Source organism: Acinetobacter sp. XH1741, from assembly GCF_041021895.1.
In the GTDB taxonomy this organism is placed as follows: Bacteria; Pseudomonadota; Gammaproteobacteria; order Pseudomonadales; family Moraxellaceae; genus Acinetobacter.
In genome coordinates this window covers 2,120,200-2,144,956 of record NZ_CP157428.1, presented here as the reverse complement: position 1 = coordinate 2,144,956, position 24,757 = coordinate 2,120,200, and the positions used below count along the sequence as shown (strand labels likewise).

General features: G+C 37.3%; 25 protein-coding genes and 1 other RNA gene. 9 read left to right on the top strand and 17 right to left on the bottom strand.

The window, feature by feature from the left end; all coding sequences use genetic code 11:
• Position 1: 1 nt before the first annotated feature.
• Both ABLB96_RS10190 and kynU read right to left on the bottom strand, forming a co-directional pair.
• A complete protein-coding gene (locus ABLB96_RS10190) occupies positions 2–1,408 on the bottom strand; it encodes an amino acid permease (RefSeq protein ID WP_348897454.1) in 1,407 nt (468 codons plus the stop codon).
• 37 nt (positions 1,409–1,445) lie between these two features.
• Positions 1,446–2,696, bottom strand: coding sequence for a kynureninase (gene kynU / locus ABLB96_RS10185; RefSeq protein ID WP_348897452.1), 1,251 nt, complete (start codon positions 2,694–2,696; stop codon positions 1,446–1,448).
• A gap of 147 nt (positions 2,697–2,843) precedes the next feature.
• Between kynU and gigD the strand changes: the two genes are divergently transcribed.
• Complete coding sequence (gene gigD / locus ABLB96_RS10180; RefSeq protein WP_002049635.1) at positions 2,844–3,293, top strand: Lrp/AsnC family transcriptional regulator GigD; 450 nt, start codon at positions 2,844–2,846, stop codon at positions 3,291–3,293.
• A 44-nt stretch (positions 3,294–3,337) separates the two neighbouring features.
• Positions 3,338–3,880, top strand: a complete 543-nt coding sequence (locus ABLB96_RS10175; RefSeq protein ID WP_348897450.1) for a GNAT family N-acetyltransferase — start codon at positions 3,338–3,340, stop codon at positions 3,878–3,880.
• Positions 3,881–3,926: 46 nt separating this feature from the next.
• On the opposite strand, the gene ABLB96_RS10170 is transcribed toward ABLB96_RS10175, so the two are convergent.
• Together ABLB96_RS10170 and ABLB96_RS10165 are read right to left on the bottom strand one after the other, a co-directional pair.
• Complete coding sequence (locus tag ABLB96_RS10170; protein ID WP_348897449.1) at positions 3,927–4,220, bottom strand: hypothetical protein; 294 nt, start codon at positions 4,218–4,220, stop codon at positions 3,927–3,929.
• Positions 4,221–4,335: 115 nt separating this feature from the next.
• Entirely contained in the window at positions 4,336–4,572 is a 237-nt protein-coding gene (locus ABLB96_RS10165) for a hypothetical protein (RefSeq protein WP_348897448.1), read from the bottom strand.
• A 570-nt stretch (positions 4,573–5,142) separates the two neighbouring features.
• On the opposite strand from ABLB96_RS10165, the gene ABLB96_RS10160 reads away from it, so the two are divergent.
• The 4 genes from ABLB96_RS10160 to ABLB96_RS10145 all read left to right on the top strand — a co-directional run bounded on the left by ABLB96_RS10160 (position 5,143) and on the right by ABLB96_RS10145 (position 7,985).
• Positions 5,143–5,829 (top strand): HAD-IA family hydrolase, encoded by a 687-nt coding sequence (locus ABLB96_RS10160; protein WP_348897446.1) that lies wholly within the window; start codon positions 5,143–5,145, stop codon positions 5,827–5,829.
• Positions 5,813–6,253 carry a S4 domain-containing protein gene (locus ABLB96_RS10155; RefSeq protein WP_348897444.1) on the top strand — a complete coding sequence of 147 codons (441 nt, stop codon included), beginning with the start codon at positions 5,813–5,815 and terminating at the stop codon, positions 6,251–6,253. The genes ABLB96_RS10160 and ABLB96_RS10155 overlap by 17 nt, the downstream gene beginning before the upstream one ends.
• A gap of 146 nt (positions 6,254–6,399) precedes the next feature.
• Complete coding sequence (recA, locus tag ABLB96_RS10150; protein WP_348897442.1) at positions 6,400–7,449, top strand: recombinase RecA; 1,050 nt, start codon at positions 6,400–6,402, stop codon at positions 7,447–7,449.
• 53 nt (positions 7,450–7,502) lie between these two features.
• Entirely contained in the window at positions 7,503–7,985 is a 483-nt protein-coding gene (locus ABLB96_RS10145; protein WP_348897440.1) for a regulatory protein RecX, read from the top strand.
• A gap of 15 nt (positions 7,986–8,000) precedes the next feature.
• Here the strand turns inward: ABLB96_RS10145 and ffs are convergent.
• Positions 8,001–8,097: signal recognition particle sRNA small type (gene ffs / locus ABLB96_RS10140), an RNA gene on the bottom strand.
• A 316-nt stretch (positions 8,098–8,413) separates the two neighbouring features.
• Between ffs and ABLB96_RS10135 the strand changes: the two genes are divergently transcribed.
• Positions 8,414–9,292 (top strand): YbgF trimerization domain-containing protein, encoded by an 879-nt coding sequence (locus ABLB96_RS10135; RefSeq protein ID WP_348897439.1) that lies wholly within the window; start codon positions 8,414–8,416, stop codon positions 9,290–9,292.
• A 54-nt stretch (positions 9,293–9,346) separates the two neighbouring features.
• Here the strand turns inward: ABLB96_RS10135 and lpxA are convergent, their stop codons facing one another.
• The 12 genes from lpxA to rimO form a co-directional block, all read right to left on the bottom strand.
• Positions 9,347–10,135, bottom strand: coding sequence for an acyl-ACP--UDP-N-acetylglucosamine O-acyltransferase (lpxA, locus tag ABLB96_RS10130; RefSeq protein WP_309455082.1), 789 nt, complete (start codon positions 10,133–10,135; stop codon positions 9,347–9,349).
• Complete coding sequence (gene fabZ / locus ABLB96_RS10125) at positions 10,132–10,617, bottom strand: 3-hydroxyacyl-ACP dehydratase FabZ (RefSeq protein ID WP_000140523.1); 486 nt, start codon at positions 10,615–10,617, stop codon at positions 10,132–10,134. Before fabZ ends, lpxA begins: the two co-directional genes overlap by 4 nt.
• Positions 10,618–10,623: 6 nt before the next feature.
• Positions 10,624–11,694: a UDP-3-O-(3-hydroxymyristoyl)glucosamine N-acyltransferase gene (gene lpxD, locus ABLB96_RS10120; RefSeq protein WP_348897438.1), complete on the bottom strand. Its 1,071-nt coding sequence runs from the start codon at positions 11,692–11,694 to the stop codon at positions 10,624–10,626.
• 4 nt (positions 11,695–11,698) lie between these two features.
• Complete coding sequence (locus ABLB96_RS10115) at positions 11,699–12,202, bottom strand: OmpH family outer membrane protein (RefSeq protein ID WP_348897436.1); 504 nt, start codon at positions 12,200–12,202, stop codon at positions 11,699–11,701.
• Between the two features lie 41 nt (positions 12,203–12,243).
• Entirely contained in the window at positions 12,244–14,769 is a 2,526-nt protein-coding gene (bamA, locus tag ABLB96_RS10110; protein ID WP_369029317.1) for an outer membrane protein assembly factor BamA, read from the bottom strand.
• 37 nt (positions 14,770–14,806) lie between these two features.
• Entirely contained in the window at positions 14,807–16,162 is a 1,356-nt protein-coding gene (rseP, locus tag ABLB96_RS10105; protein WP_348897432.1) for an RIP metalloprotease RseP, read from the bottom strand.
• Between the two features lies 1 nt (position 16,163).
• Positions 16,164–17,360 carry a 1-deoxy-D-xylulose-5-phosphate reductoisomerase gene (gene ispC / locus ABLB96_RS10100; RefSeq protein ID WP_348897430.1) on the bottom strand — a complete coding sequence of 399 codons (1,197 nt, stop codon included), beginning with the start codon at positions 17,358–17,360 and terminating at the stop codon, positions 16,164–16,166.
• Positions 17,361–18,185: a phosphatidate cytidylyltransferase gene (locus ABLB96_RS10095; protein WP_348897429.1), complete on the bottom strand. Its 825-nt coding sequence runs from the start codon at positions 18,183–18,185 to the stop codon at positions 17,361–17,363.
• Positions 18,185–18,937, bottom strand: a complete 753-nt coding sequence (gene uppS / locus ABLB96_RS10090; protein WP_348897428.1) for a polyprenyl diphosphate synthase — start codon at positions 18,935–18,937, stop codon at positions 18,185–18,187. The genes ABLB96_RS10095 and uppS overlap by 1 nt, the downstream gene beginning before the upstream one ends.
• Positions 18,938–18,941: 4 nt before the next feature.
• Positions 18,942–19,496 (bottom strand): ribosome recycling factor, encoded by a 555-nt coding sequence (gene frr / locus ABLB96_RS10085; protein ID WP_348897426.1) that lies wholly within the window; start codon positions 19,494–19,496, stop codon positions 18,942–18,944.
• Between the two features lie 85 nt (positions 19,497–19,581).
• Positions 19,582–20,310 (bottom strand): UMP kinase, encoded by a 729-nt coding sequence (gene pyrH, locus ABLB96_RS10080; protein WP_000852257.1) that lies wholly within the window; start codon positions 20,308–20,310, stop codon positions 19,582–19,584.
• A 51-nt stretch (positions 20,311–20,361) separates the two neighbouring features.
• Entirely contained in the window at positions 20,362–21,705 is a 1,344-nt protein-coding gene (gene rimO, locus ABLB96_RS10075; RefSeq protein ID WP_004701193.1) for a 30S ribosomal protein S12 methylthiotransferase RimO, read from the bottom strand.
• Between the two features lie 342 nt (positions 21,706–22,047).
• Here rimO and glnL point away from each other — a divergent pair, with 342 nt between their 5' ends.
• Positions 22,048–23,157, top strand: coding sequence for a nitrogen regulation protein NR(II) (glnL, locus tag ABLB96_RS10070; RefSeq protein ID WP_348897424.1), 1,110 nt, complete (start codon positions 22,048–22,050; stop codon positions 23,155–23,157).
• The gene (gene glnG / locus ABLB96_RS10065) at positions 23,144–24,637 is read left to right on the top strand and encodes a nitrogen regulation protein NR(I) (protein ID WP_348897423.1); all 1,494 of its coding nucleotides are present in this window, start codon (positions 23,144–23,146) and stop codon (positions 24,635–24,637) included. Before glnL ends, glnG begins: the two co-directional genes overlap by 14 nt.
• Positions 24,638–24,757: the final 120 nt, after the last annotated feature.

Sequence of the window (24,757 nt, the reverse complement as noted above, 5' to 3'; positions counted from 1 at the left end):
ATTACTTCAATGTCTCTTCACTAGAGTTGAGATTTACTTTTAAAGTTGAACGTTTTAAGTAAAAGCAAAATATCAAAACAAGTACTAAAGGTACGCCAAATTGCAAGGTAGACTTAAACTCACTCGTAAACCAAGTTGTTACAGTAATACTCAAAATTGCAATAAAACCGAATAGTGAAATGAATCGACTAGCCGGAACTTTGAATTTTAGCTGTATCTTTTGTTGAGCCATATGCTTTCTAAAAAACATATGTGTTACAAAGATACTCCCCCAAGTGAACAACGCACCAAACATTGATAGTGCAATCATGATTGGAAACGCAGAAGTGGGATTAATCGTGTAAACAATGCTCGCAATACCAATTCCAACTGCAGATAATAACAATGCATTTACTGGCACACCATTACGACTAATTCGACCGAAAATTTTTGGTGCATCACCCGCCCGCGACAAGCTAAACAACATACGAGTTGAAATATAAAGCATGCTATTCATCGCAGATAAGGCAGCAACAATCACGATAAAGTTTAAAATACTGTCCGCATATGGAATGCCTACTATCTTCATCACCATAACAAAAGGGCTTGTTGCATCAGCTCCAATTAAGACAGTCCATGGCACTAAAGCGACGATGAGAAATAATGATAATAAATAAAACAAAATCAGCCTGAGTGCGGTACTTTTGAATGCTTTTTTAACTGCTTGTTCAGGGTCTTTAGCTTCACCAGCCGCAACAGCAATCATTTCTATACTCAAGTAACTGAATATTGAAATAATGACCCCAATCCACACCCCACTAAAACCATTTGGGAAAAAGCCTCCATGCCCTACCAAATGAGTAACAACTTGATTTGCACCCCCTTTACTTTGGGTCAAGATACCAATAGATAAAAGAATAAATACGATAATGGCAAAGACTTTTATAGTAGAAAACCAATATTCCACTAATCCAAAAGCTTTGACACTATAAGCATTTACAATAAGCAAAGTTAATGAAAAAAATCCAATCCAGACCCAAGAGCCTACATGTGGAAACCAAAGCTTCATATAGTCAGCTACAGCGGTAATCTCGGTGCCCACAGCCAACACGATACACGCCCAATAACAGTAACGGACCAAAAAGCCAGCCAATGGACTCATATAATGTTCTGCATATGCACCAAATGAACCTGAGGTCGGATGCTGAACTGTCATTTCAGCTAAACAAGCCATAAGCGCAAATGCGATTAAACCACCAATGGCATAACTGACTATGACCGCAGGTCCCGCAAAACTAATCGCAAATTTGCTCCCCATAAACAATCCAGTTCCGATAGCTCCGCCAATAGCAATCATCCCCATCTGTTTTGCAGATAACTTTTTATGCAGTCCAGCTTCTCTATTTTGTATTTCATCAAAACTACTCATAGGCCCTCCTAGCCATTTTTTATTTTGATCCTAAAGATCAGGTCACTTCACCCCGAACCAAATAGCGTTTATTGGCCCACTCATTATTCAGCATGGTTTCTTTTAAATGCTGCACTGCGTTCCAAATGTCTTCAAAACCCAGATATAACGGAGTAATTCCAAATCTTAAGACGGCAGGTTCCCGATAGTCACCAATGACTCCACGTGCAATGAGTGCCTGAATAATTTCATAGCCAAACTCATGGCGATAACTAACATGACTACCACGATGTTTATGATCTAATGGTGTAATCAACTCAAAACCAAATTGAGAGCATTCTTGCTGTACGAGTTGAATAAATAAATCAGTTAATTTCAGAGATTTCTCACGAATTTTTTTCATATCAGCATGTAAGAAAATATCGACACCACATTCAATAAGACTCATAGAAATAATAGGCTGAGTCCCACATAAATAGCGGCGAATACTATTCGCTGGCTCATAATGCTGTGCCATATCAAACGGTTTTTTGTGACTCCACCATCCTGATAAAGGCTGCCAGAACTGATCACGATGCTTTTTATTCACCCATAACAATGCTGGTGAGCCAGGTCCCCCGTTTAAATATTTATAGGTACAACCAATCGCGAAATCACTACCACTTTGATTCAAATCCATTGGTACAGCACCAACAGAGTGGCATAAATCCCAAATGACCAAAGCATCTTTAGAGTGAATCTGCTCATTAATAGATGCCATATCGTAGAAATACCCAGTACGGTAATTCACGTGAGAAAGAACGACTACAGCAACATCTTTCTCTAAAACCCGAGCTAAGTCTTCTACACCATCAATTAATTCAACTTGATAGCCTTCTTGAATTAAATCAATAAAACCTTCAATAATATAAATGTCTGTTGGAAAAGCATCTTTTTCCGCAACAATGATTTTACGTTCAGGAAATTTGTCAGCTTGAATTTTTACTGCAGCCGATAAAACTTTAAATAAGTTCAGCGTAGTTGAATCTGAAATAACAACTTCACCTTGATCGGCACCGATCAGTTTGGCTACTTTGTCACCCAGTCTTATTGGTAAACCCCACCAATCAGCCTTATTCCAGCTATTGATCAAATCTTCTCCCCACTCTTGAGAAATAATATGCTGAGCAACAGACAAAGATTTCTTTGGTCTAGCACCTAAAGAGTTACCGTCTAAATAAATGACATCTTCTGGCAATGCAAATTCGTCTTTAAATTTTTTAAGTTCATCTTCCTGATCCCAATAGAGACATTGTTCCTGAGTAATCATTTGTTATTTCACCTATTTTAAACATTTCCTTGGTTTTTGAATTTTATCACGCCAATTCTTTCTATTTATTCGATAATATTTGATTAAAAACTCCTATTTTCGTATATAATTTTAATTAAAACCCAAAAAACTGGATGAAATTCGAAAATGAATGTAGATGCAATTGATTTAAAAATTTTAAAGTATTTACAAGATAACGCCCGCTTAAGTAATCAAGAACTTGCTGATCTTGTTAATCTTTCAGCATCGGCTTGTCATAGACGCGTCAAAATTTTAGAGACCAATGGAATCATTGAAAAATATCAAGCGAAAGTTAATTATGAAAAATTAGGCATAAAAATTGAGGCAATAGTTGAAATAAAACTTGCCCAACTCACCGAAAATGACCACAACTTTTTCTTAAGCCAAATCAAGAATTTTGATGAGGTGATTAATGCCTATATCATTACAGGCGAATGTAACTATGTACTGCATGTGGCCACTAAAGATCTAAATTCTTTTTCTCATTTTGTTATTAATACACTCAATAAAATTAAAGGAGTGATAAGCATTAATTCTAAGATTATCTTACAGAAAATTATACAAAAGCCACTGTAGAGCATGTGGTTAAATTAAAGATTTCTAGTTAAAGAGCTTTTACTATGATCGAAACTGAACGTTTAATCTTAAGACAATGGAAAGAACTCGATGCTGATCCTTTTATCAAAATGGGCTTAGATAAAGAGGTTATGCATTTTTTTCCAAATATTTTATCTGCGACTGAAAGTACAAATTTAATTCAAAGAATTTCATCTCTCATTAATGAAAATGGCTGGGGATTTTGGGCTGTAGAATTAAAAGAAACTCATGAGTTTATCGGTTTTATTGGACTACATAATCAACCCGAACAATTTGATTTTTCTCCCTGCATTGAAATTGGCTGGAGGATTGCTACAAAATTTTGGAAACAAGGTTATGCCACTGAAGGAGCAAAAGCAGCATTGGACTATGCCTTTAATACTCTAAATAAAGATAAAGTGGTTTCATTTACAGCAACGGTGAATAAGCCATCTCAAGCTGTGATGAAAAGACTTGGAATGCAAAAAGTTAAAAACTTCAATCACCCCAAGCTTCCCGATGGACATGCCCTACAAAAACATGTTCTTTATGAAATTTATAATCCGAAATTTAAGTTAGGATTATAGAAAATATTGATATATTTCAAGCATTCCTATCAATTAAAAATAAGACTTATTCATCGAAGTCATAACCTACAGAAGTGGAATGCTCCCAATATTCATTAATTTTATCTGCAATAGCTTCTTTATCCATAGTGGTTAAGACATAGAAAAGCTTAGCTTCTTTATTTTTTCTCAAAATCAATAAATTGTAATAATCATATTCAGGACCATTCAGACCTAAAGATGGCTGCTCTTCACAGTGCTTTTCTGCCTTGTAATGCCATTCTAGTTTGTAAGTATCAAGCCCATTGGCAGCATTAATTACTATGCCATCGTTGGCTCCTCCAATAAATCCAATTTTCATTGCCTGCTCTAAATTGTTATTCGGACAATTTTTAATATAACTTTAAACAGGTAAGGTTCAATTTATAAAATGTTTGCCATTACGTATTCTATGTAAATCAAAATAACGAGTTTTTTTATTTCATAGCCCGTAAATATTCATATGCTTCTTTTTCACTACTCTCCAAATGAACGATTGCATCCGTTTCATCATTTAAAGTTTCATTAATTATTCTAGAATTCTCATAAGAAATTTGATGCCCAATCTGAAATTCCGCCCCTAATGCATCAATTACAATAAATTGCCCAGCTGCGTTTGAAGCTATAAAAAAACTGTTGTTACGATACCCGTATCTAATTGTATACAATCCCACACTTATTCCAACTTTTAATAATATTTAAATAATGATAATTCCATATAAACACTATAAAAGCAAAAATCCCATAAAAAATTTAGCCTTCAGTATATATAAGTATTTATTTTAAAAAACATTTTAAGTTACGTTCCATCTCTCCCACTCTATAACCGTTTTCAAAAAACTTGATTCAAATAACAATAATTTGGTAGTTTTATCATAAAATAGTTTATTAAAAAAAGTAAAAACAGACTCATAACTCATGCTATGGCATAGTTCTCTTCGCTTCTGCCCCCAAGTCAATAGTGAGCACTTTAGAAGCATCACAAATATATTTATCATAAACAAAAACTGCTTTAGGGCAAGAACTTCCGGTCTAGCTTTACTAAGCCAAACCTAATGCACGGCCTATAAAATCAACTAACAAGTTAGAATTTTTTAATACACTAATTACTATAAATTATTAAATTGAAATATTTTTAGAAAATTAAATAATGAGATAACAAGATATTGATCATTTTTATAGAGTTTAATGCTTATAATCCTAGGCTACTTTTCCATGTATCATAAAACTGGAGCTTCCAACATATGAGTAAAACTGTACTATTTGACATGGATGGAACTCTGCTAGATTTGGCTTTTGATGATTTTATCTGGAATGAGTGTTTACCTGAACGACATTCTCAAACCCATCAACTATCTTTGATCGAAAGCAAAAAAATATTAAATCAGTTTTATCACAGCTACAAACATACCCTTGCCTGGTACTCATCAAAGCATTGGACAAAAACTACTGGAGTAGACGTTTTAAAGCTTCAGCAGGAGTTCCAACATAAAATTAAAGCACGATCAGGTTGTATCGAACTTCTCACTGCTCTAAAAAAACAAGATTATCAATGCTGGTTAGTCACCAACGCCGATTGTGCAAGTTTACAATTAAAGCTCGATAACATTCCTATTAAAGATTTTTTTGATGTGATTGTCTCTAGCGAACAAATTGGTCATGCAAAAGAAGACATTCAATTTTGGCAAACGTTACAACAATTACACCACTTTGTTCCAGATGAGACCATTTTTTTAGATGACACACTTCCCGTTTTAAGAACTGCAGAAAAATTTGGTATAAGACACTTGTTTACTATCTTACAGCCCTCAACTCTAATGGGTATAAGACAGCCACAAGAACTAGAGTATGAAGCCCTAGATCAGCTTACCGAGCTACTGTCTCTTTTGAACCAAATTGATAGAAAGGATAATGATGTCAAAATTGCGTGAAGACGATGCTGTAGAAACCATGCGCGTTGACAAATGGCTATGGGCAGCACGTTTTTTTAAAACCCGTTCTATTGCTAAAGCTGCAATCGAAGGGGGAAAAGTACATCACAATAATGAACGTGTAAAAGTTTCTAAAGAAATTCGTGTTGGAATGGAACTCATTATTCAACAAGGTTTCAACAAAAAAACGGTTGTTGTCAAAGCTCTTTCCAACACCCGAGGACCTGCTCCTGTTGCCCAACAACTTTATGAAGAAACCGAAGTAAGTATTGCAAGACGGGAGTTGATTGCATCCCAACGAAAATTGCATAATCTAGCTCGACCTGACCATAGACCAAGCAAGAAAGATCGGCGACAAATCAATCGGTTTAAACAGGATAACGATCAACATTATGAAGACCATTGGTCTTATGATGATGAATAAAAAACGTCGAGTTGTGTCGCACTCACGTATACAAGATATAGAAGCTAAAGAAAAAATCTGTCACTATTAGCCCTGTGAAACAAGTTGAGATTCAATGCATCCACTTGGGTTAAACGTGATGAACATAGAGTATTGAGGTTTTTGAGATGGATGAGAATAAAAGCAAAGCATTACAAGCCGCTTTGAGTCAAATTGAAAAACAATTTGGCAAAAATACGGTTATGCGTCTCGGCGATAACACTGTTCAAGCAGTTGAAGCCGTATCTACAGGTTCTTTAACTTTAGATATCGCATTGGGGATTGGTGGTTTACCAAAAGGTCGTATTGTTGAGATTTATGGCCCTGAATCTTCTGGTAAAACTACAATGACATTACAAGCAATTGCGCAATGTCAAAAAGCTGGTGGTACTTGTGCATTTATCGATGCTGAGCACGCATTAGACCCTCAATATGCACGTAAGCTTGGTGTAGACATTGATAACTTACTTGTATCGCAGCCTGACAATGGAGAACAAGCACTCGAAATTGCGGACATGCTAGTTCGCTCTGGTGCAATTGACTTAATCGTTGTCGACTCTGTAGCTGCACTTACACCTAAGGCAGAAATTGAAGGCGAAATGGGCGACTCTCACATGGGTCTACAAGCACGTCTTATGAGTCAGGCCCTACGTAAAATTACAGGTAACGCTAAACGCTCAAACTGTATGGTTATCTTCATTAACCAGATCCGTATGAAGATTGGTGTTATGTTTGGTAGCCCTGAAACTACGACTGGTGGTAATGCATTGAAGTTCTACGCTTCGGTACGTTTAGATATTCGTCGTATTGGCCAAGTAAAAGAAGGCGACGAGATTGTTGGTTCTGAAACTCGAGTTAAAGTAGTGAAAAACAAAATGGCTCCTCCTTTCAAAGAAGCTATTTTCCAAATCCTATATGGTAAAGGTACAAACCAGCTAGGTGAACTTGTAGATTTGGCTGTACAACAAGATATCGTGCAAAAAGCAGGTGCTTGGTATTCGTATCAAGGCAATAAAATTGGTCAAGGTAAAAATAATGTTATCCGCCACTTTGAAGAAAATCCTCAAATGGCAGGAGAGATTGAAAAAGTTATCCGTGAACAACTGCTAACAACCGGCACTAATGGTGCAGTTCAAATTGAAGATGAAGAAGAACCAGATCTTTTATTAGAATCTTAATTACACATAAGTCATAAAACGCCCTTCGGGGCGTTTTTTACAAGGAAATTTATATGTTCAAAAAAAATAATGAGCAATCTCAACAACTTCCACCTCTCACGGGCCAGCGTTTACGCTCATATGCTTTTGCTTTACTCACCCGACGAGATTACTCTAAAGCAGAACTCATCGAGAAATTAGCTCGTTATGCACAAAATTTACAAGAAGTTAACCAGCTAGTTGAAGAGTTATCTGAACAAAATTACCAAAGTGACCAACGTGTTGCTGAACAAATGCTCGCAAGCCAGATTCGTAAAGGTAAAGGGCCCAAACGTATTAAACAAGCTTTAAAAACTAAACAACTTGAAAGTGATTTAATTGCAGAAGAACTTCATGAAATTGATTGGGCAGAACAAGCTTATCAACTTAAAGTCAAGAAATTTGGTGAGGATGTAGAAAAAGATCCAAAGCTTAAAGCAAAACAGATCCGATTTTTACAATATAGAGGATTCGATTTAGATGTAATTATGAAAGCAATCCAAAGAAGAATGGATTAAAAAGAATGGTGGCAACCCCACTAGCAAAACTTCGGCACATCATAGATCTGCTACCGTTGCTACCTTCCGGTCCTGGCGGGGTTCACAGAGTACAATTGCGAAGCCACCAGCGGGGCTACCATTGCAAAACAAAGTATAGAGATTTTTAAAAGAGTTGCAACCCTTCTCTGCTGTTTTCAGCAAGTTTTTGTTTCGATTGATTAATTCATCAGCAAAAAACGTTTAAAACTTTAAAAATGTAATTTTATGAGCTTATGCTCTTTTCTCATTTTGCATAAAATATGCTTGAAGATTGTAAACTATCCTTGCATTTAAATTGTTAGCTGCTTTAATTGCATTGATCAATGAAAAACCTTAGATATTTAGAGAATTGTTTTTTATATTCCTGTATCAAGGTGGTTTTTATATAAAATTATGGATTTATACACATGCAAATGAAGAAGCATTCTTTATTATTTATTGCCTTAATGAGCACCACTTCTCTGTACGCAAATATTCCTATTGAGTCTCGTGGTTTAAGTCAAAATGATGGCAGTGCATCTAATTCTTCTTCAAATAATGTTTCTGTTCCTACAAATTTAAACTGGGAATTGATGCAAAAAAATCAACAATTAGAAAATGATGTCCGCACCCTAAGAGGTCAGCTAGAAGAACAATCTAACGATATTGAACAACTAAAGAAAGATTTAGCAAATCGTTATACAGATTTAGATCAGCGTTTAGAGTTATTACATCAAAAAGTTGATCCTGACAGTGCATCACAAGAAGACACATCAAATACAAGTACAGATAATACCAACACTCCTAGCCCATCTGCTGCAGCTCAACCAACAGATAGCAATAAAGCATCTCCAACAACTCCAACCTCTACACAGCAGCCTGCCACGCCAGCAACTAATGCTCAGCCAGTCGCCGCGGCACAAAACCAGTCAAATCCTCTTGAGTTAGAAAAAGCTGCTTACACAGTAGCTTTAGATGCCTACAAACAAGGTGGTGCGAAAAAAGCAATTGCGCCAATGCAAAACTTTATTAAGAACCATCCTAATAGTATTTACACAGGTAATGCTTATTTTTGGCTAGCAGAGTTTCATTTGGCTACAGACCCAGTAAACTATAACGAGGCGAAGAAAAATTATAATATTGTTGCCAATCAATACTCAAACTCAAGTAAGGCACCACGAGCTTTGTACCAACTCTACAGTATTGCAAAAGATGTAGACAAGAATACCGTTTCAGCGAACCAATATAAGAGTAAATTACTTACTCAATATCCTAAATCAGAAGAAGCTAAATTCTTTAAAAAATAAATTAAGCATAAAAAAAGACACTGCCAAAACAGTGTCTTTTTTATATTTTATTAATTATCGTACAATTCCACGATCTGATTGCTCAAGAGAGTCAATTAATAATTGAGCTTCTGGAACAGATGGTAAAATTTCACTTTTAATTTGCTCAACAGCTTGAACAGAGGTTAAACCAGATTTAAAAATCAATTTATAGGCTTCTCTTAGGCCTTGAATCGTATTTTTAGACCAACCTTTTCTTCGCATACCTTCAATATTTATACCAAAAGCATGTGCAGGATTGCCCGAAGCCATAACATAAGCTGGAACATCTTTAAGAATCAGTGATGCTCCACCAATCATACTGTAAGAATCAATCTTACAGAATTGATGGATTCCAGAATTTCCACCTACAATCACATGATCACCAATATGTACATGTCCAGCGACACCCACATTATTAGCAAAGATATTGTGATCACCTACAATACAGTCATGTGCAATATGCGTATTGACCATCAATAGGTTATGACTACCTATTTTAGTTAATGCATTATCTTGCACTGTACCTCTATGTAAGCTGCAATGTTCGCGAATTAAATTATTGTTACCAATCTCAAGCCAAGTTTCTTCACCTTTGTATTTCAAGTCTTGGCATATCTCACCAACACTTGCAAATTGAAAGATCTCATTATTTTGGCCAATTCTGGTAAAACCACCTACTACCACATGAGAATGTAATTTAGTACCAGCACCTATAGTCACTTGAGGACCAATGACACAGTAAGGTCCTATTTGAACATCCGCAGCAATCACTGCAGATGGATCAATAATGGCGGTAGAATGGATTAAATCGTGATTGCTCATGCCTGCTCTGTTTTTTGGTGTGAAATCATAATCTCAGCGGTTGCTGCTACAATGCCATCAACGCTAGCTGTACAATTATATTTGTAAATACCGCGCTTTTGCATTACCAACTCGGATTTTAATACAAGTTGATCACCTGCAACTACTTGTTTTTTAAATCTAACCCTTTCTGCACCAGCAAACAGGAACAAAGATCCTGGTTTTGGTGTTTCATTGTTCATAATAAAACCAAGAACGCCTGAAACTTGAGCTAGTGCTTCCACAATTAGAACTCCAGGCATAATTGGATATTCTGGGAAGTGTCCTTGCAGGAACTCTTCATTGATAGAGACATTTTTATAACCAACAATACTATTGTCAGTAACTTCAGTCACACGATCAACCAATAAGAATGGATAACGATGCGGCAAATATTGACGAATCGTTTGAATCTGCATTGGTAATTCAGGGATGGCAAATTTAGGTGTAGTTGACTCGGTCATAATATTCTATTTACGCAAATTAAAAGTTGATTCAAGAGACTCTATTTGAGCTTGTATATGATCAAGTCGTTTGGTGATTTGGGTCAATGGCACATCTGCTAATTGTCGCAAGCGTACAACTGTCTTTTTCCAATGACTATTTTCAAATAATCCAATTCCAGAAGAATATGTCCCCGGTACAGAAATATTTTTTGTGACCATTGACATTGCAGTTAAAGTAACATTATCGGTAATTGAAAGGTGTCCTGATACGCCACAGGCGCCACCTAGAACACAGTTTTTGCCAATTTTTGTACTTCCAGCAATACCACACTTAGCTGCAATAGCAGTATTTGAACCAATATGAACGTTATGTGCAATTTGCACAAGGTTATCAATAATTACTCCATCTTCCAGAACTGTATTATCAAGTGCACCTCTATCAATACTACAATTCGATCCAATTCGGACATCATTTCCGATTAAAACTGAACCTAATTGAGCAATACGGTGCCATTTACCTTGATATGGAGCAAAGCCAAAACCTTCACCGCCAATTACAGTGCTAGAATGAACACGCACACGATCTTGCAATTTAGAACCACCAGTAATAGTGACATGAGAGTCAATAAAACAGTTTTTTCCAACTTCTACGTAATCATCAAGCTTTGTATGCGATTGAATAACCGTATGATCACCCACTACGCAGTTCTGACCAATAACAACATAGTGTCCAATATATGCAGTTTCAGAAACTATAGCAGAAGGATGAATTTGGGCAGTACTTTCTATACCTGTTGAAGTAACCTTTTTATCGAAAACATGAGTAAGGATTGCAAATGCTAGATAAGGGTTATCAACAATAACGAAATTATCTTTTTCAGGAAGATGTTCTTTTAAGACAGCGGTAACAATAAAAGCACCAGCTTGACTAGCTTTGGCTTGTTCCAGGTATTTCTCACCATTTACGAAAGTAATATGGTTTGAATTAGCATTTTCTAAACTTGCTAAATTTGAAAATTGAAGATTACCTTCACCAATTAGCTCGCCTTGTACTAGGCGAGCTAATTCATCTAAACGATATTGTTGCACTTTCATTAATTTATTTCATTGAATTAACCTTTTGTATCATTTTATCAGTTAAATCATATTTAGCGTCATAGGCAACAGTTGAATTTTTATTCAAAATAAAGTCAAGATTATTTTCTTTTCGTAACTGCTCAGCAGATTGCTTAACTCTACTCTCAAAAGTCGTATTCATACTTTGCAAGCTTGTTTGAACTCGTGACTGTAGGCCTTGCTGCGTTGAATTAAATTCATTTAATTTTGATTGATATTGAGATTGAAGCTTTTTAATCTCATCTTCCTTCATTTTTTGGCCTTGAGTTTGTGCTTGACGTTGAAGACCTTCTAACTCTTTACCCAATTGCTCAAGTTTAGCAGTTGTCGGTTTCACTGACTGATTTAAGCTCGCATTTTGTTGCTTCAAATAAGTACTGTTTTCAACAACTTTAGCTAAATCAATCACACCATAACCAGCAGCATTAGCTGCTACAGAAGCCACCGTTAAGCTTAACCCTAACATTAATGTATTTAATTTTTTCATGTAAATCTCTTTCCTTTATTCATTATTCAATAAGGCCGTACTTAGAAAGTACGACCGATTTCAAACTGGATTTCTTTAGTTTCATCACCCGGTTTATCATTTAACGGGAATGCATAGCTAAGTGACAATGGTCCAATCATAGTAATCCAGGTTACACCTACACCTACACTGTAACGTAAGTTTCCTAAGTCGAAGCCATAGTTATCTTCACAATATTTCTTAACATCTGAGATTGATTGGCCATTAATAATCATGCCCTTCTTACCATAAACAGTGTTATCAATATTACACTTGGTATCAAAGACCTGACCACCTTCAGCAAACAATACAGGACGTACCTGACGAGCCCAATCACCTTTAAAAGGCATAGGTAATGCCAACTCAGTACCAAATTGGACCAGAGCATTACCACCCACATTTTCAGGTGAAGGATCATTCTGTTTACTTTCTTGCAAGTTTACGCTGGCATATTTAGGTCCCAAAGTACTATTGTCATACCCTCGAACAGAACCATAACCACCTGCATAGAAGTTTTTATAGAATGGTAAATCATTACCATAACCAAGCTTACCATAACCACGCAGTACAAAGCCCGATTTACCAATTGGTAAGAATGCTTGAGTGTCGTATGTTAATTTCTGATAATCAACATCACTACCTGGTAAACCAATTTCAAGCCCTACACGGTGAGACATACCTGATGTTGGGAAAATTGGTCTATTTAAAGTGTTATATGACCAACCTAAATTCAAGTTATAAGTAAAGAATTCACCTTCAAACGCATTATCATAGATTTCTTCTGGAACTTTACACTCACCTTTTGTAGAGTCATATTGAGAATTACCATTCGCATCTAGTGGACAATATGAACCCTTACTGGTCGCTTTACCACCATTTGCCAACAAGTAGTCACGTACATAAGTTGAAACGTATGCTCCTGTTGTGACTTTAGTATTATCAATACCTAAAGATGCACTTAAACTTTGATTTTCATCAATTGGATAACCAAAACTTAAACTACCGCCAAAACTATCTGTTACATAGTTATTAACGTTGTAATTATCATTTAGCTTGGTTTTACGATAATAGACGTTATAACCACGGCTTACCCCATCAATCGTAAAGTACGGATCAGTAACACTTAAGTTATAATAGTCTTGAGTTTCCGAACGAGACAAATCAATTGCAACTCGGTTACCTGTACCCATAAAGTTAGTTTGGCTAAGTCCTGCTTGGAACGTAATACCACCACTTTGCGAATAACCCACAGCTAATGTTGTCGTACCTGAATGTTGCTCTTCAACATTCACATTCAAATCGACTTGGTCTGGAGAGTTTGGAATACGAGCTGGTTTAATATCAACAGTTTTAAAGAAACCTGTACGCTCTAAACGAACTTTTGATAAGTCAATTTTTTCATTACTTGCTAAAGCGCCTTCCATCTGACGCATTTCACGACGTAATACTTCATCAGAAGTTTTGCTATTACCAGTAAAGTTAATGCGACGTACAGTGACTTGCTGACCCGGATTCACATAGTAATTTAAGTCAACTACACCAGTTTCATTATTAATTTGTGGAACGATATTTACGTCAGCAAAATAATAACCTGCATTACCATACTTACGTAAAAGTAACTGCTTAACAGCATTTACTTTTTCTTGCGAATAAGTATCGCCATCTTTATAAATTTTTAATGCTTGTAATTCTTCAGGTTTATAAAGCGCGTCACCTAAAAATTTAGTTTGGCCAAATTTAAACTGGCTGCCTTCATCTACAGCAACTTCAATAAAGATGTGTTTCTTATCTTCACTAATATTCAGCTGAGAATTATTAATATTGAAATTAATATAGCCTTTATTAAGGTACATTGCACGTAATGCTTCAAGGCTTGCTGCCATTTTTTCACGTGCATAGCGGTCATTACGTGTGACTACTGAAGCCCAACCACTTTCTTTAACAGCAAATGCTTGCTTGATTTCACTGTCTTTAAAAACAGTATTACCAATCACATTGATATCAAAAACTTTTGCTGGCGTGCCTTCATTAAAATTAAGTTTTAATTCAACACGGTTATTTGGTCGAGCAACTGTATCAACTGTAACGCTAGCATCGTAACGACCTTGTTGAGTATATTGTTGCTCTAATTCTGTCTGAATGGTTTGCAAAGCAGATTTCTTAAAAACCTCACCTTCAGCAATACCCATTTTTTTAAGGCCTTGTTCTAATGCCTCTTTAGGAATAAGTTTATTACCCTTAAATTCAAGTTTTGAAATAATTGGGCGTTCAATAACATTAAAAACCAAAGTATCGTTTTCTTTCGATGCTTTAATATCATCAAAAAGTCCAGTGGCATACAATGTTCGAATTGCTTCGGCGATCATCGGTTCATTAACGCGATCGCCACTGTTGATTGGCAACATGGTATAAACATTTGCAGGAGTAAGACGGACCAAACCGTTTACACGAATATCTCTAACAACGAAATCATCAGCTGCATATGCTTGTTGTACCGCTGCCATAGCGCTAACAAGTGCCAAAGGCATTAAAAAATGTGTGTGCCGCATGCCAGTTTTTTCCAGTAAGTTATAAATCCATATACGTTTACAAACGCATAAAGTCATTAAATAAAGCTAAAAGCATCATACTACCGAGCAGTACCATACCAATTTTTAGACCAAACATTTGTATTTGTTCAGAAACAGGTTTTCCCCGAATAGCTTCAATGATGTAATACACTAGATGGCCACCATCTAACATTGGAATTGGTAATAAGTTTAAAATTCCAAGACTTACACTCATTAATGCCATGAAAGAGATAAAAGTTTCCCATCCCATTTCTGCACTTTGTCCAGCTACTTTTGCAATAGTGATAGGCCCAGAAAGATTTTCTAATCCAATTAATCCTTTTACCATTTTCACTATTGAATTCAAAATCATGCTAGAGATCTGGCCAGTTTTATCCAGCGCCATTTCAAAAGCTTGTATTGGAGTATATTGAATTGTTTGCTTATATTCGTCAGGAATTGTAATTTTTCCAGCATCACTTTTTACACCAAGGACACCATTTACTTGTCCCATGTTATCGCGCTTTCCTTGTGGCATTACTTGTAAATGCACCAATTGTTCATGACGCAACACATCAATATTAAGTAATTTTTCTGGAGAATGTTGAACAACCTCAACAACATCAAACCAATCTTTCATAGTTTGACCATCAATCGCAACAATGCGATCACCTACTTTCATTCCTTGACGAATCGCGGCACCATCTGCAGTTAAATCTGTTACAACAGCAGGAATCACAGGGCGATAAGGCAAAAAGCCTAATATATCAAGTGCAGACTCATTTTGGTTTTTTAAGAAATCTTTTACGGGTAATACAAAATTTTTCTCGGTGCCGGCACGATCTACATCTACATTTACAGTACCTGTTTCACCCACACGATCAATTAAAGCAAAATTTAGCTTTTCCCAAGTCGCGGTCTCTTTCCCATCAATGGCAATAATTTTATCACCAATATGTAACTGGGCAGTTGCAGCTGGAGAATTTGGAATAATTTTGCCAATTTTAGTATTTAACTGTTCTTGGGCAGGTAAAAATAAAATCCAAAAAAGAAGTACCGCAAAAAGTAAGTTAATTAATGGTCCTGCAGCAACAATAGCTATACGTTTCCAAGGTTTTTGACGATTAAAAGCATATGGCAGATCTTGTTCTGCTACATTACCTTCGCGCTCGTCTAACATTTTAACGTATCCACCTAAAGGCAAGGCAGAAAGTTGATATTTAATGCCAGACTTTTTAGAAGTCCATTTTAGTAAAGTTGGTCCAAAACCAATCGAATAGACTAAAACTTTAACACCTAGTTTTCGTGCGACCCAGTAATGCCCAAACTCATGGATTGCAATTAAAGGCCCAAGTAAAAGAGCTGCCGCTGCAATCATAAAAAGTGCATTCATTTCAGCCTCCAATACTTGAAATATACTGCTGAGCTACAGATCGAGCCACTTTATCTTTATCTAAAATGCACTCAATACTCTCAGCACCCGCATTATCCAACACTTGCAAAGTATGCTCTACAACTTGTGGAATATTTATAAATCCAATCCTTTCCTTTAAGAATGCTTCGACAGCAATCTCATTTGCTGCATTCAAAATGGTAGGAGCTAAACCTCCTGCACGCATCGCTTGTCTTGCTAAATCGAGTGCAGGAAATTTTTGGGTATCTGGCGCTTGAAAATTAAGTTGAGAATACTCAAATAAATCTAAAGCAGGAACACTTGTTTGTAAACGCTCAGGCCATGCTAATGCATGCGCAATTGGCGTACACATATCAGGGTTACCCATTTGTGCTAATGTTGAACCATCAACATATTGCACCATAGAGTGAATAATACTTTGTGGGTGAACAACAACTGTAACAAAATGTTCAGATATTGAAAACAAATGGCAAGCTTCTATCAGCTCCAAACCTTTATTCATCAGAGTAGCGGAGTCGACAGAAATTTTTTGTCCCATTGACCAGTTTGGATGTTTACATGCCTGCTGCGGTGTTACATGTTCCAGCTGCTCTAAAGAATGGTTTAAAAAAGGACCACCTGATGCAGTGAGTAATATTCTGGAAACACCCAATTGAGGTTGCCCAGTTCTATCTACTTGCAAATAGTTATGAGGTAATGATTGGAAAATTGCATTATGTTCTGAATCGACGGGTAACAATAAAGCTTGATGATCACGAGCAGCTTGCATCATGATCTCACCAGACATGACCAGTGCTTCTTTATTTGCTAGTAATACCCGCTTACCGGCTTTAACAGCTGCCAATGTTGGCAACAACCCAGCTGCGCCTACAATCGCCGCCATCACAACATCAACATCTGCATGCGATGCGATATCTACCAAACCGTCTTGCCCAACTAAAATATCAATATCATGTATATTTTGTTGAGCAAATAATGTTTTTAAATCAACTACTTTTTGTTCAGGAACAACCACGACTTTAGGTCGAAACTGTTTGCAGATTTCAACAAGCTCAGAAATTCGACTATGCGCCGAAATCGCAAAGACTGAATACTTATCTGGATGTTGACTTAAAATTTTTAAGGTACTTTGCCCAATAGAACCGGTTACACCCAATATGCAAACAGATTGTGTCATCTATAAATCTACACCAATAAGCTTTAATATATACATTCCCGTTGCAAAAATCGGGGCTGCTGCGAGTAAAGAATCAATACGGTCCAATACACCACCATGACCTGGCAATACACGGCCAGAATCTTTAATACCAGCACGACGTTTGATCATTGATTCAAATAGATCACCTAATACTGAACCAAACACTGTAATTAAAGACAAGATCAGGAATAAAAGCTGTTGAACCCAAGTGAGGTTTAAATATTGATATTGCACCACTAGCATTACAATGATTGTGGTGATAATACCACCATACAAACCTTCTACTGATTTATTAGGGCTTACTGTAGGCGCTAGTTTCCTTTTACCGAATTTACGACCAACAAAGTAAGCTCCACTATCTGCACCCCATACTAGCAAGAACAAATACATCAACCACCATGGTGAGCTTTGCCATACTACAAAGATTGCAGTCACTGCTGCACAGATAAGAATTAAACCAATGACATATAAAGTGGCGTTATACCACCCATCAAATTCAGGAAATGACTTAACCCAATAAACACTAACGAGCCAAGTTAAAATTGAAGCAGACCATAACAGCAAAGCAATATCATGGAAAAATAAAGCAACACCAGAAACAAAAGCAACTAGTAAACCGTAACACCATGCTTTAGGTTTTACTACAGCACCAGCTTCGCGAGGCATTAACTTATACCATTCATAGCCCGCAACCCCTGCTGCAACAATCATAAGTACCAACATTGGATAATGTGATTGCGTAGCAAACATACAGCCTAAAACAACTGCAACAAGTACCAATGCGGTAACAATCCGCTCTAACATTATAATTTCTCGATTTTCTCTTGCTGAATTTGTTCAGATGTTTTACCGAAACGACGTTCACGCCCTGAAAAAACATTCAATGCATGATCGAATTCTTCGACTGTAAATTCCGGCCACAAAGTATCCGTGAAATACAGTTCCGCATAAGCTGCTTGCCATAACAAGAAATTAGATATACGGAAATCTCCACCTGTACGGATCAACAAGTCCACAGCTGGCAGATCGTTTAGACTGACATATTTTTCGAACAAATCAACATTTATTTGATCAGCGTCAATTTCACCACGTGAAACTGCTTGAGCAACCTGTTTAGCTGCGTTTGCAATATCCCACATACCACCATAGCTAATCGCGATGGTGAGTGTCATAGTGTCATGATGTACTGTTTGTTGCTCTGCATCTTCCATTAAGGCAACTAAATGTGAAGGTAATCTGGAACGATCCCCTATAAAACGCAAAGCAATATTGAATTTTTTCATGCGAGGTATTTGCTCATGAATTGTTTCTTCAAGAAGCTTCATAAGCAGATCGACTTCATATTGTGGTCGATTCCAATTTTCACTCGAAAATGCAAAAACAGTTAAAGCACGGACGCTAGTTTCTATACAATGCTCAACGATAGGGTCAAGAATATTTTTACCCTCTCGATGTCCATCACCTTTTTGCATTTGATTTTTCTTTGCAAAGCGATTGTTGCCATCCATGATGATGGCAACATGCTGAGGAAGATGATACTCTTCTGTTTCGGTCATAAAATTAGACCTTCATCAATTCTGCTTCTTTCGCTGCAAGACGCTTATCTACTTCTGCAACATATTTATCAGTAATTTTTTGGATATCATCGCCTGCACGACGCTCATCATCTTCAGAAATTTCTTTCTCTTTTAACAATGCTTTGATATCACCTAATACATCACGACGAATATTACGAATCGCAACTTTTGCATTTTCAGCTTCACTGCGTGCAACTTTCTGCATATCACGGCGTGTTTCTTCAGTCAAAGCTGGTAAAGGTACACGAATTGAGTCAGCAGTAATCGGATTTAAACCAAGATCACTTTCACGAATTGCCTTATCAATTGCAGCAACCATAGTACGTTCAAATGGTTGAACAATAAGCGTACGCGAATCTTCAACACCAACGTTTGCCACTTGGTTTAAAGGCACATCAGAACCATAGTAAGGAACCATTACCCCATTTAAAATTGATGGGTGTGCACGGCCGGTACGAACTTTAGCAAAACCTTGTTCCAAAGAATCAAGAGTTTTTAACATACGCTGTTCGCTGTCTTTTTTCAGATCGTTAATCATATGATCTTCCTTACTTATTTATTCAAGGATGTATTTAACAAATTTAATTTAGCGCTAGTATAAAGAGCTTTACGGCACACGTACATTATTTAGTAACGCGTGTACCCTCTTTTTCACCCATTACAACTGACAATAGCGCACCAGATTTATTCATATCAAATACTTGTAATGGCACATTATGGTCACGACATAAGCAAATTGCCGTTAAATCCATAACACCCAACTTCTCATCTAACACCTGGTCAAATGTCAAATGATCGTATTTCACCGCATCTTCGTATTTGCTTGGATCTTTATTATAAACACCATCTACTTTGGTTGCTTTCAAAATTAAATTTGCTTCAATTTCGATACCACGTAAACATGCTGCTGTATCAGTTGTAAAGAATGGATTGCCTGTGCCTGCAACGAATACACACACTTCGCCTTGGCTTAAATGGCGAATCGCATCACGACTTGAATATGACTCCACAACAGTACCAATTGGCAATGCTGACATAAGACGAGTTCTGATGTTACGACGTACCAATGCATCGCGCATTGCCAAGCCATTCATAACAGTTGCAAGCATACCCATCTGGTCACCTGTTACGCGGCCAACCAAACCATCTTTTTGTAACTGGCTACCGCGATATAAGTTACCGCCACCCACAACGATACCTACTTGCACACCCAAGCCAACCAAATGTGCAATTGACAACGACATTTGATCTAAAACTTGAGCATCAATACCCATATCTTTATTACCTGATAAAGCTTCACCAGATAATTTTAATAAAATTCGTGAATAACGGGGGCTGATTGTTTCCGCCATGATTTTGCTCCAAAACCTCTTAAACTGAATGCTTTTTGAATCGTGTTTCGATTAGACCGATTTAATTTTAATTAACTTTGCAAATAAATCGTATTCATCCGCATCGGTAATTTCGACTTCCAACATATCGCCTGGTTGAATAGTGCTCTTATCGATATCTTCTACAAAGACATTACCGTCAATTTCCGGAGCATCGGCATAAGAACGTGCAACAGCAACAGGATATTCATCTTCCAAACCATCGACTAATACAGTCATCGTTTGACCAATACGTTTTTGTAATTTGGCAGCAGATATTTGCTGCTGCACTTGCATAAAGCGCTCGTAACGCTCTTGCTTAATTTCTTCTGGCACATGATCGGGTAAATCATTTGCCGTAGCACCTTCTACTGGTGAATAGGTAAAGCAGCCTACACGATCAAGTTGAGCTTCAACCAACCAATCTAACAAAATCTGGAAGTCTTCTTCAGTTTCGCCAGGAAAACCAACCACAAAAGTAGAACGGATAACAAGATCCGGGCATTTCTCACGCCATAATTTAATTTTTTCTAATGTATTTTCACTATGCGCCGGACGTTTCATTAACTTAAGAACACGTGGGCTTGCATGCTGGAAAGGAATATCAAGATATGGCAGGATTTTCCCTTGAGCCATCAAATCGATAACTGCATCAACATGCGGATATGGATATACATAATGTAAGCGAACCCAGATACCAAGTTGGCCGAGTGCTTCACACATGTCAAAGAATTTGGTCTTTACAGGTTGACCATTCCAGAAATCAAGCTTGTATTTGGTATCTACACCATAAGCTGAAGTATCTTGAGAAATGACTAAGATTTCTTTCACGCCTGCACGTTTTAAAGCAGCAGCTTCTTCTAATACGCTACCAACTGGACGTGATACTAAATCACCGCGCATGCTTGGGATAATACAGAAGGTACAACGATGGTTACAGCCTTCAGATATTTTTAAATAAGCATAATGCTTCGGTGTCAAACGGATACCCTGTTCAGGAACAAGGTCAATAAACGGATTGTGTTTAGGCGGCGCTGGTACATATTCATGTACAGCTTCCATAACATCCTGATAAGCTGCTGCACCAGTAACCTTTAAGACATTCGGGTGCATTTGACGGATTTTATCTTCGTCTTTACCTAAGCAACCCGTAACAATAACTCGGCCATTTTCACTCATGGCTTCGCCAATTGCATCTAAAGATTCTTGTACTGCAGATTCAATAAAACCACAGGTATTAACAACAACTAAATCAGCACCATCATAATCTGATGCAACTTGATAACCTTCAGTCTTTAACTGAGTTAAAATTCGTTCAGAATCTACCAATGCCTTAGGACAACCTAAAGAAACAAAACCGACTTTGGGGGTCTTCATGAATCTGCGCTCCACTTGAATGCGCGTATTGTATGTCTTTTCTTGTCTCAAGCATAGGTGGAAACCCCACTCTTTGTGTAATGCACCAAAATACAACCAATATTTGCACCAAAACTCAATATTGCACCAAGTTGGAACATGATATTATAAGTAAATAAGCTGCTATTTTTTGATCAAAAGATATAAAGAACGATTTTAGAGCGCTTTAAATCCGCTTAAAACCTTAAAATAATCCATAAACAAAGTTGGCGTACATTTTGCATCATTCATGTTCTATAACGGTGAAAACCGCTAACCAATGAAGATGCCATTGCGCTATTTTAAGACAGGAACGATTCGCTAATGGATCAACACACACCTATCGACTATCGCCTATTGGTAGACAATTTAACTACTGCGATTTTATTAATCGATAGTAACTTTAATATTTTTTATTTGAATTCAGCTTGTGAAGCACTTTTTGACATTAGTTTGCTTCGAGCATCCGGACAACCGGTTTTTAATTTACTTCATGCGCCTGATGATACTTTTAATACACAGGAAGCTTTACTTAATACCTTAAAAACAGGACAGCCTTATACACGTCGTGAGGCTGTTATTAATGTCAACTTTAAAGATCTACATGTTGATTATACGGTTTCTCAATTAAATGCAGGTAAAAGCTATCATCCGCTTCTACTTATTGAACTTAATCCAATTGATCGTATGTTGAAAATTTCTAAAGAAGAAAACTTAATTCAACAACATCAAGTGGCTAGGCAGTTAGTTCGAGGAGTTGCCCATGAAATTAAAAACCCACTTGCGGGTATACGAGGTGCAACCCAATTACTTGCTCGTAGCTTAAATGATGAAAGTTATGCAGAATTTACAGATGTCATCATTAACGAGGTAGATCGTCTCACCAACTTGGCTGACACCATGTTGGGTTCAAGACAACTGCCGAGTTATGAGAATGTGAATGTACATGAGCCTTTAGAGCGTGTACGTTCTTTAATCGCAAATCAAACTAAGAAAAAAATCAAAATCACGCGTGACTATGATTTGTCCTTACCTGATGTAAAAGCTGATCGAGATCAACTCATCCAAGTCATGCTGAATATTAGTGTCAATGCGATTCAAGCGATTACAGAGAATAAATCATTTTTTACAGATCAAGAGCCAGAATTAATTTTACGTACCCGAATCCAACGTCTTGTCACAATTAATGGTGTACTCAATCGCTCAGCTGTACGAGTCGATATTGAAGACAATGGACCAGGTATTCCAGAAAGCATTTTAGAGTCTGTGTTTTATCCTTTGGTTACAGGACGAGCAAAAGGTACAGGGCTTGGCCTGAGTATTGCACAGAACATTATGCATCAACATAACGGAATGATTGAATGCCAATCAGTTCCTGGAAAAACAATGTTTAGCTTATATTTACCTTGGGAGTCAGACCGTGTCGCGAAATAAAATATGGGTTATTGATGACGATCGCGCCATGCGATGGGTACTTGAAAAGACCTTTAAAGAAGAAGGATTTGACGTCACTAATTTTGAAGAAGCTCAAACAGCACTCGAACGTTTACACCATGATGCGCCTGATGTCATCTTAACGGACATTCGCATGCCAGGTATTGACGGGTTAACTTTCTTATCTAAAGTAAAAAATTCTCACCCCGATTTGCCTGTCATTATTATGACAGCGCATTCTGACTTAGAGTCAGCTGTTTCAAGCTACCAAACTGGTGCATTTGAGTATTTACCAAAACCATTTGATATTGATGAGGCTTTAGCTTTAGTTAATCGAGCTATTTTGCATATTAATAAATTGCAGCAGCAAGAAGCCACAAAAACCGCCTCCCCACTACAATCAACAGAAATAATTGGCGAATCTCCTGCTATGCAAGAGGTTTTCCGAGCAATTGGCCGTTTATCACAGTCACATATTACCGTCCTAATTAATGGTGAGTCAGGAACAGGTAAAGAGTTGGTTGCACATGCACTACACAAGCACTCACCACGCCGTGCTAAGCCCTTTATTGCTCTAAACATGGCAGCAATTCCTAAAGATCTAATCGAAACGGAATTATTTGGCCATGAAAAAGGCGCATTTACTGGTGCCAATACGCAACACCAAGGTCGCTTTGAGCAAGCTAATGGTGGAACACTGTTTCTAGATGAAATTGGTGACATGCCATTTGAAACACAAACTCGACTACTGCGCGTACTCGCTGATGGTGAGTTTTATCGTGTAGGCGGACACATTCCAGTTAAAGTTGATGTTCGAATCGTAGCAGCCACACACCAAGATTTAGAAAAACTTGTAAATGAAGGCCGCTTCCGTGAAGATTTATATCACCGGTTAAATGTGATTCGTATTCACATTCCGAAACTTGCTCACCGTAGTGAAGATATACCGATGCTGGCTCAGCACTTCTTAGCTCGTGCAGGTAAAGAACTTGGCGTGAGTCCTAAGATTTTACGTACAGAGACAACAGACTATATGCAACAGTTACCATGGCCTGGTAACGTTCGCCAGCTTGAAAATACTTGCCGCTGGTTAACTGTCATGATCACTGGTCGTGAAGTTTACCCTGAAGACTTACCTTCTGAACTCAAACAGGTTCCACTTCAAAAAAATAGTGAAGCTAGCCAACCTGCACCTTCATTTGAACGTATTTCGTTACATCATTGGGATGAATTGCTAAACCAATGGGCGATTCAAAAGCTTAAGAATGGTGAAATGAAAATTTTGGATATTGCAACACCCATGTTTGAGCGCACTTTAATTAATGCCGCCCTACAACAAACTCGCGGACGTAAACGTCATGCAGCAGAATTATTAGGCTGGGGGCGTAATACTCTTACTCGCAAGTTAAAAGAGTTGGGAATGGATTCGGCAGACGATGATGATGAGGACGAACACAAAGTTACTTTATCTGAAGCCTAACATTAACAAGCATATCAAAAAGCGGCTAATTCACTTTTAGCCGCTTTTTTATTTATTTTGATTTATATGTAAATCATTCGTTAAATTCAAATATGAACATACAGTTACATCATTAAAAAC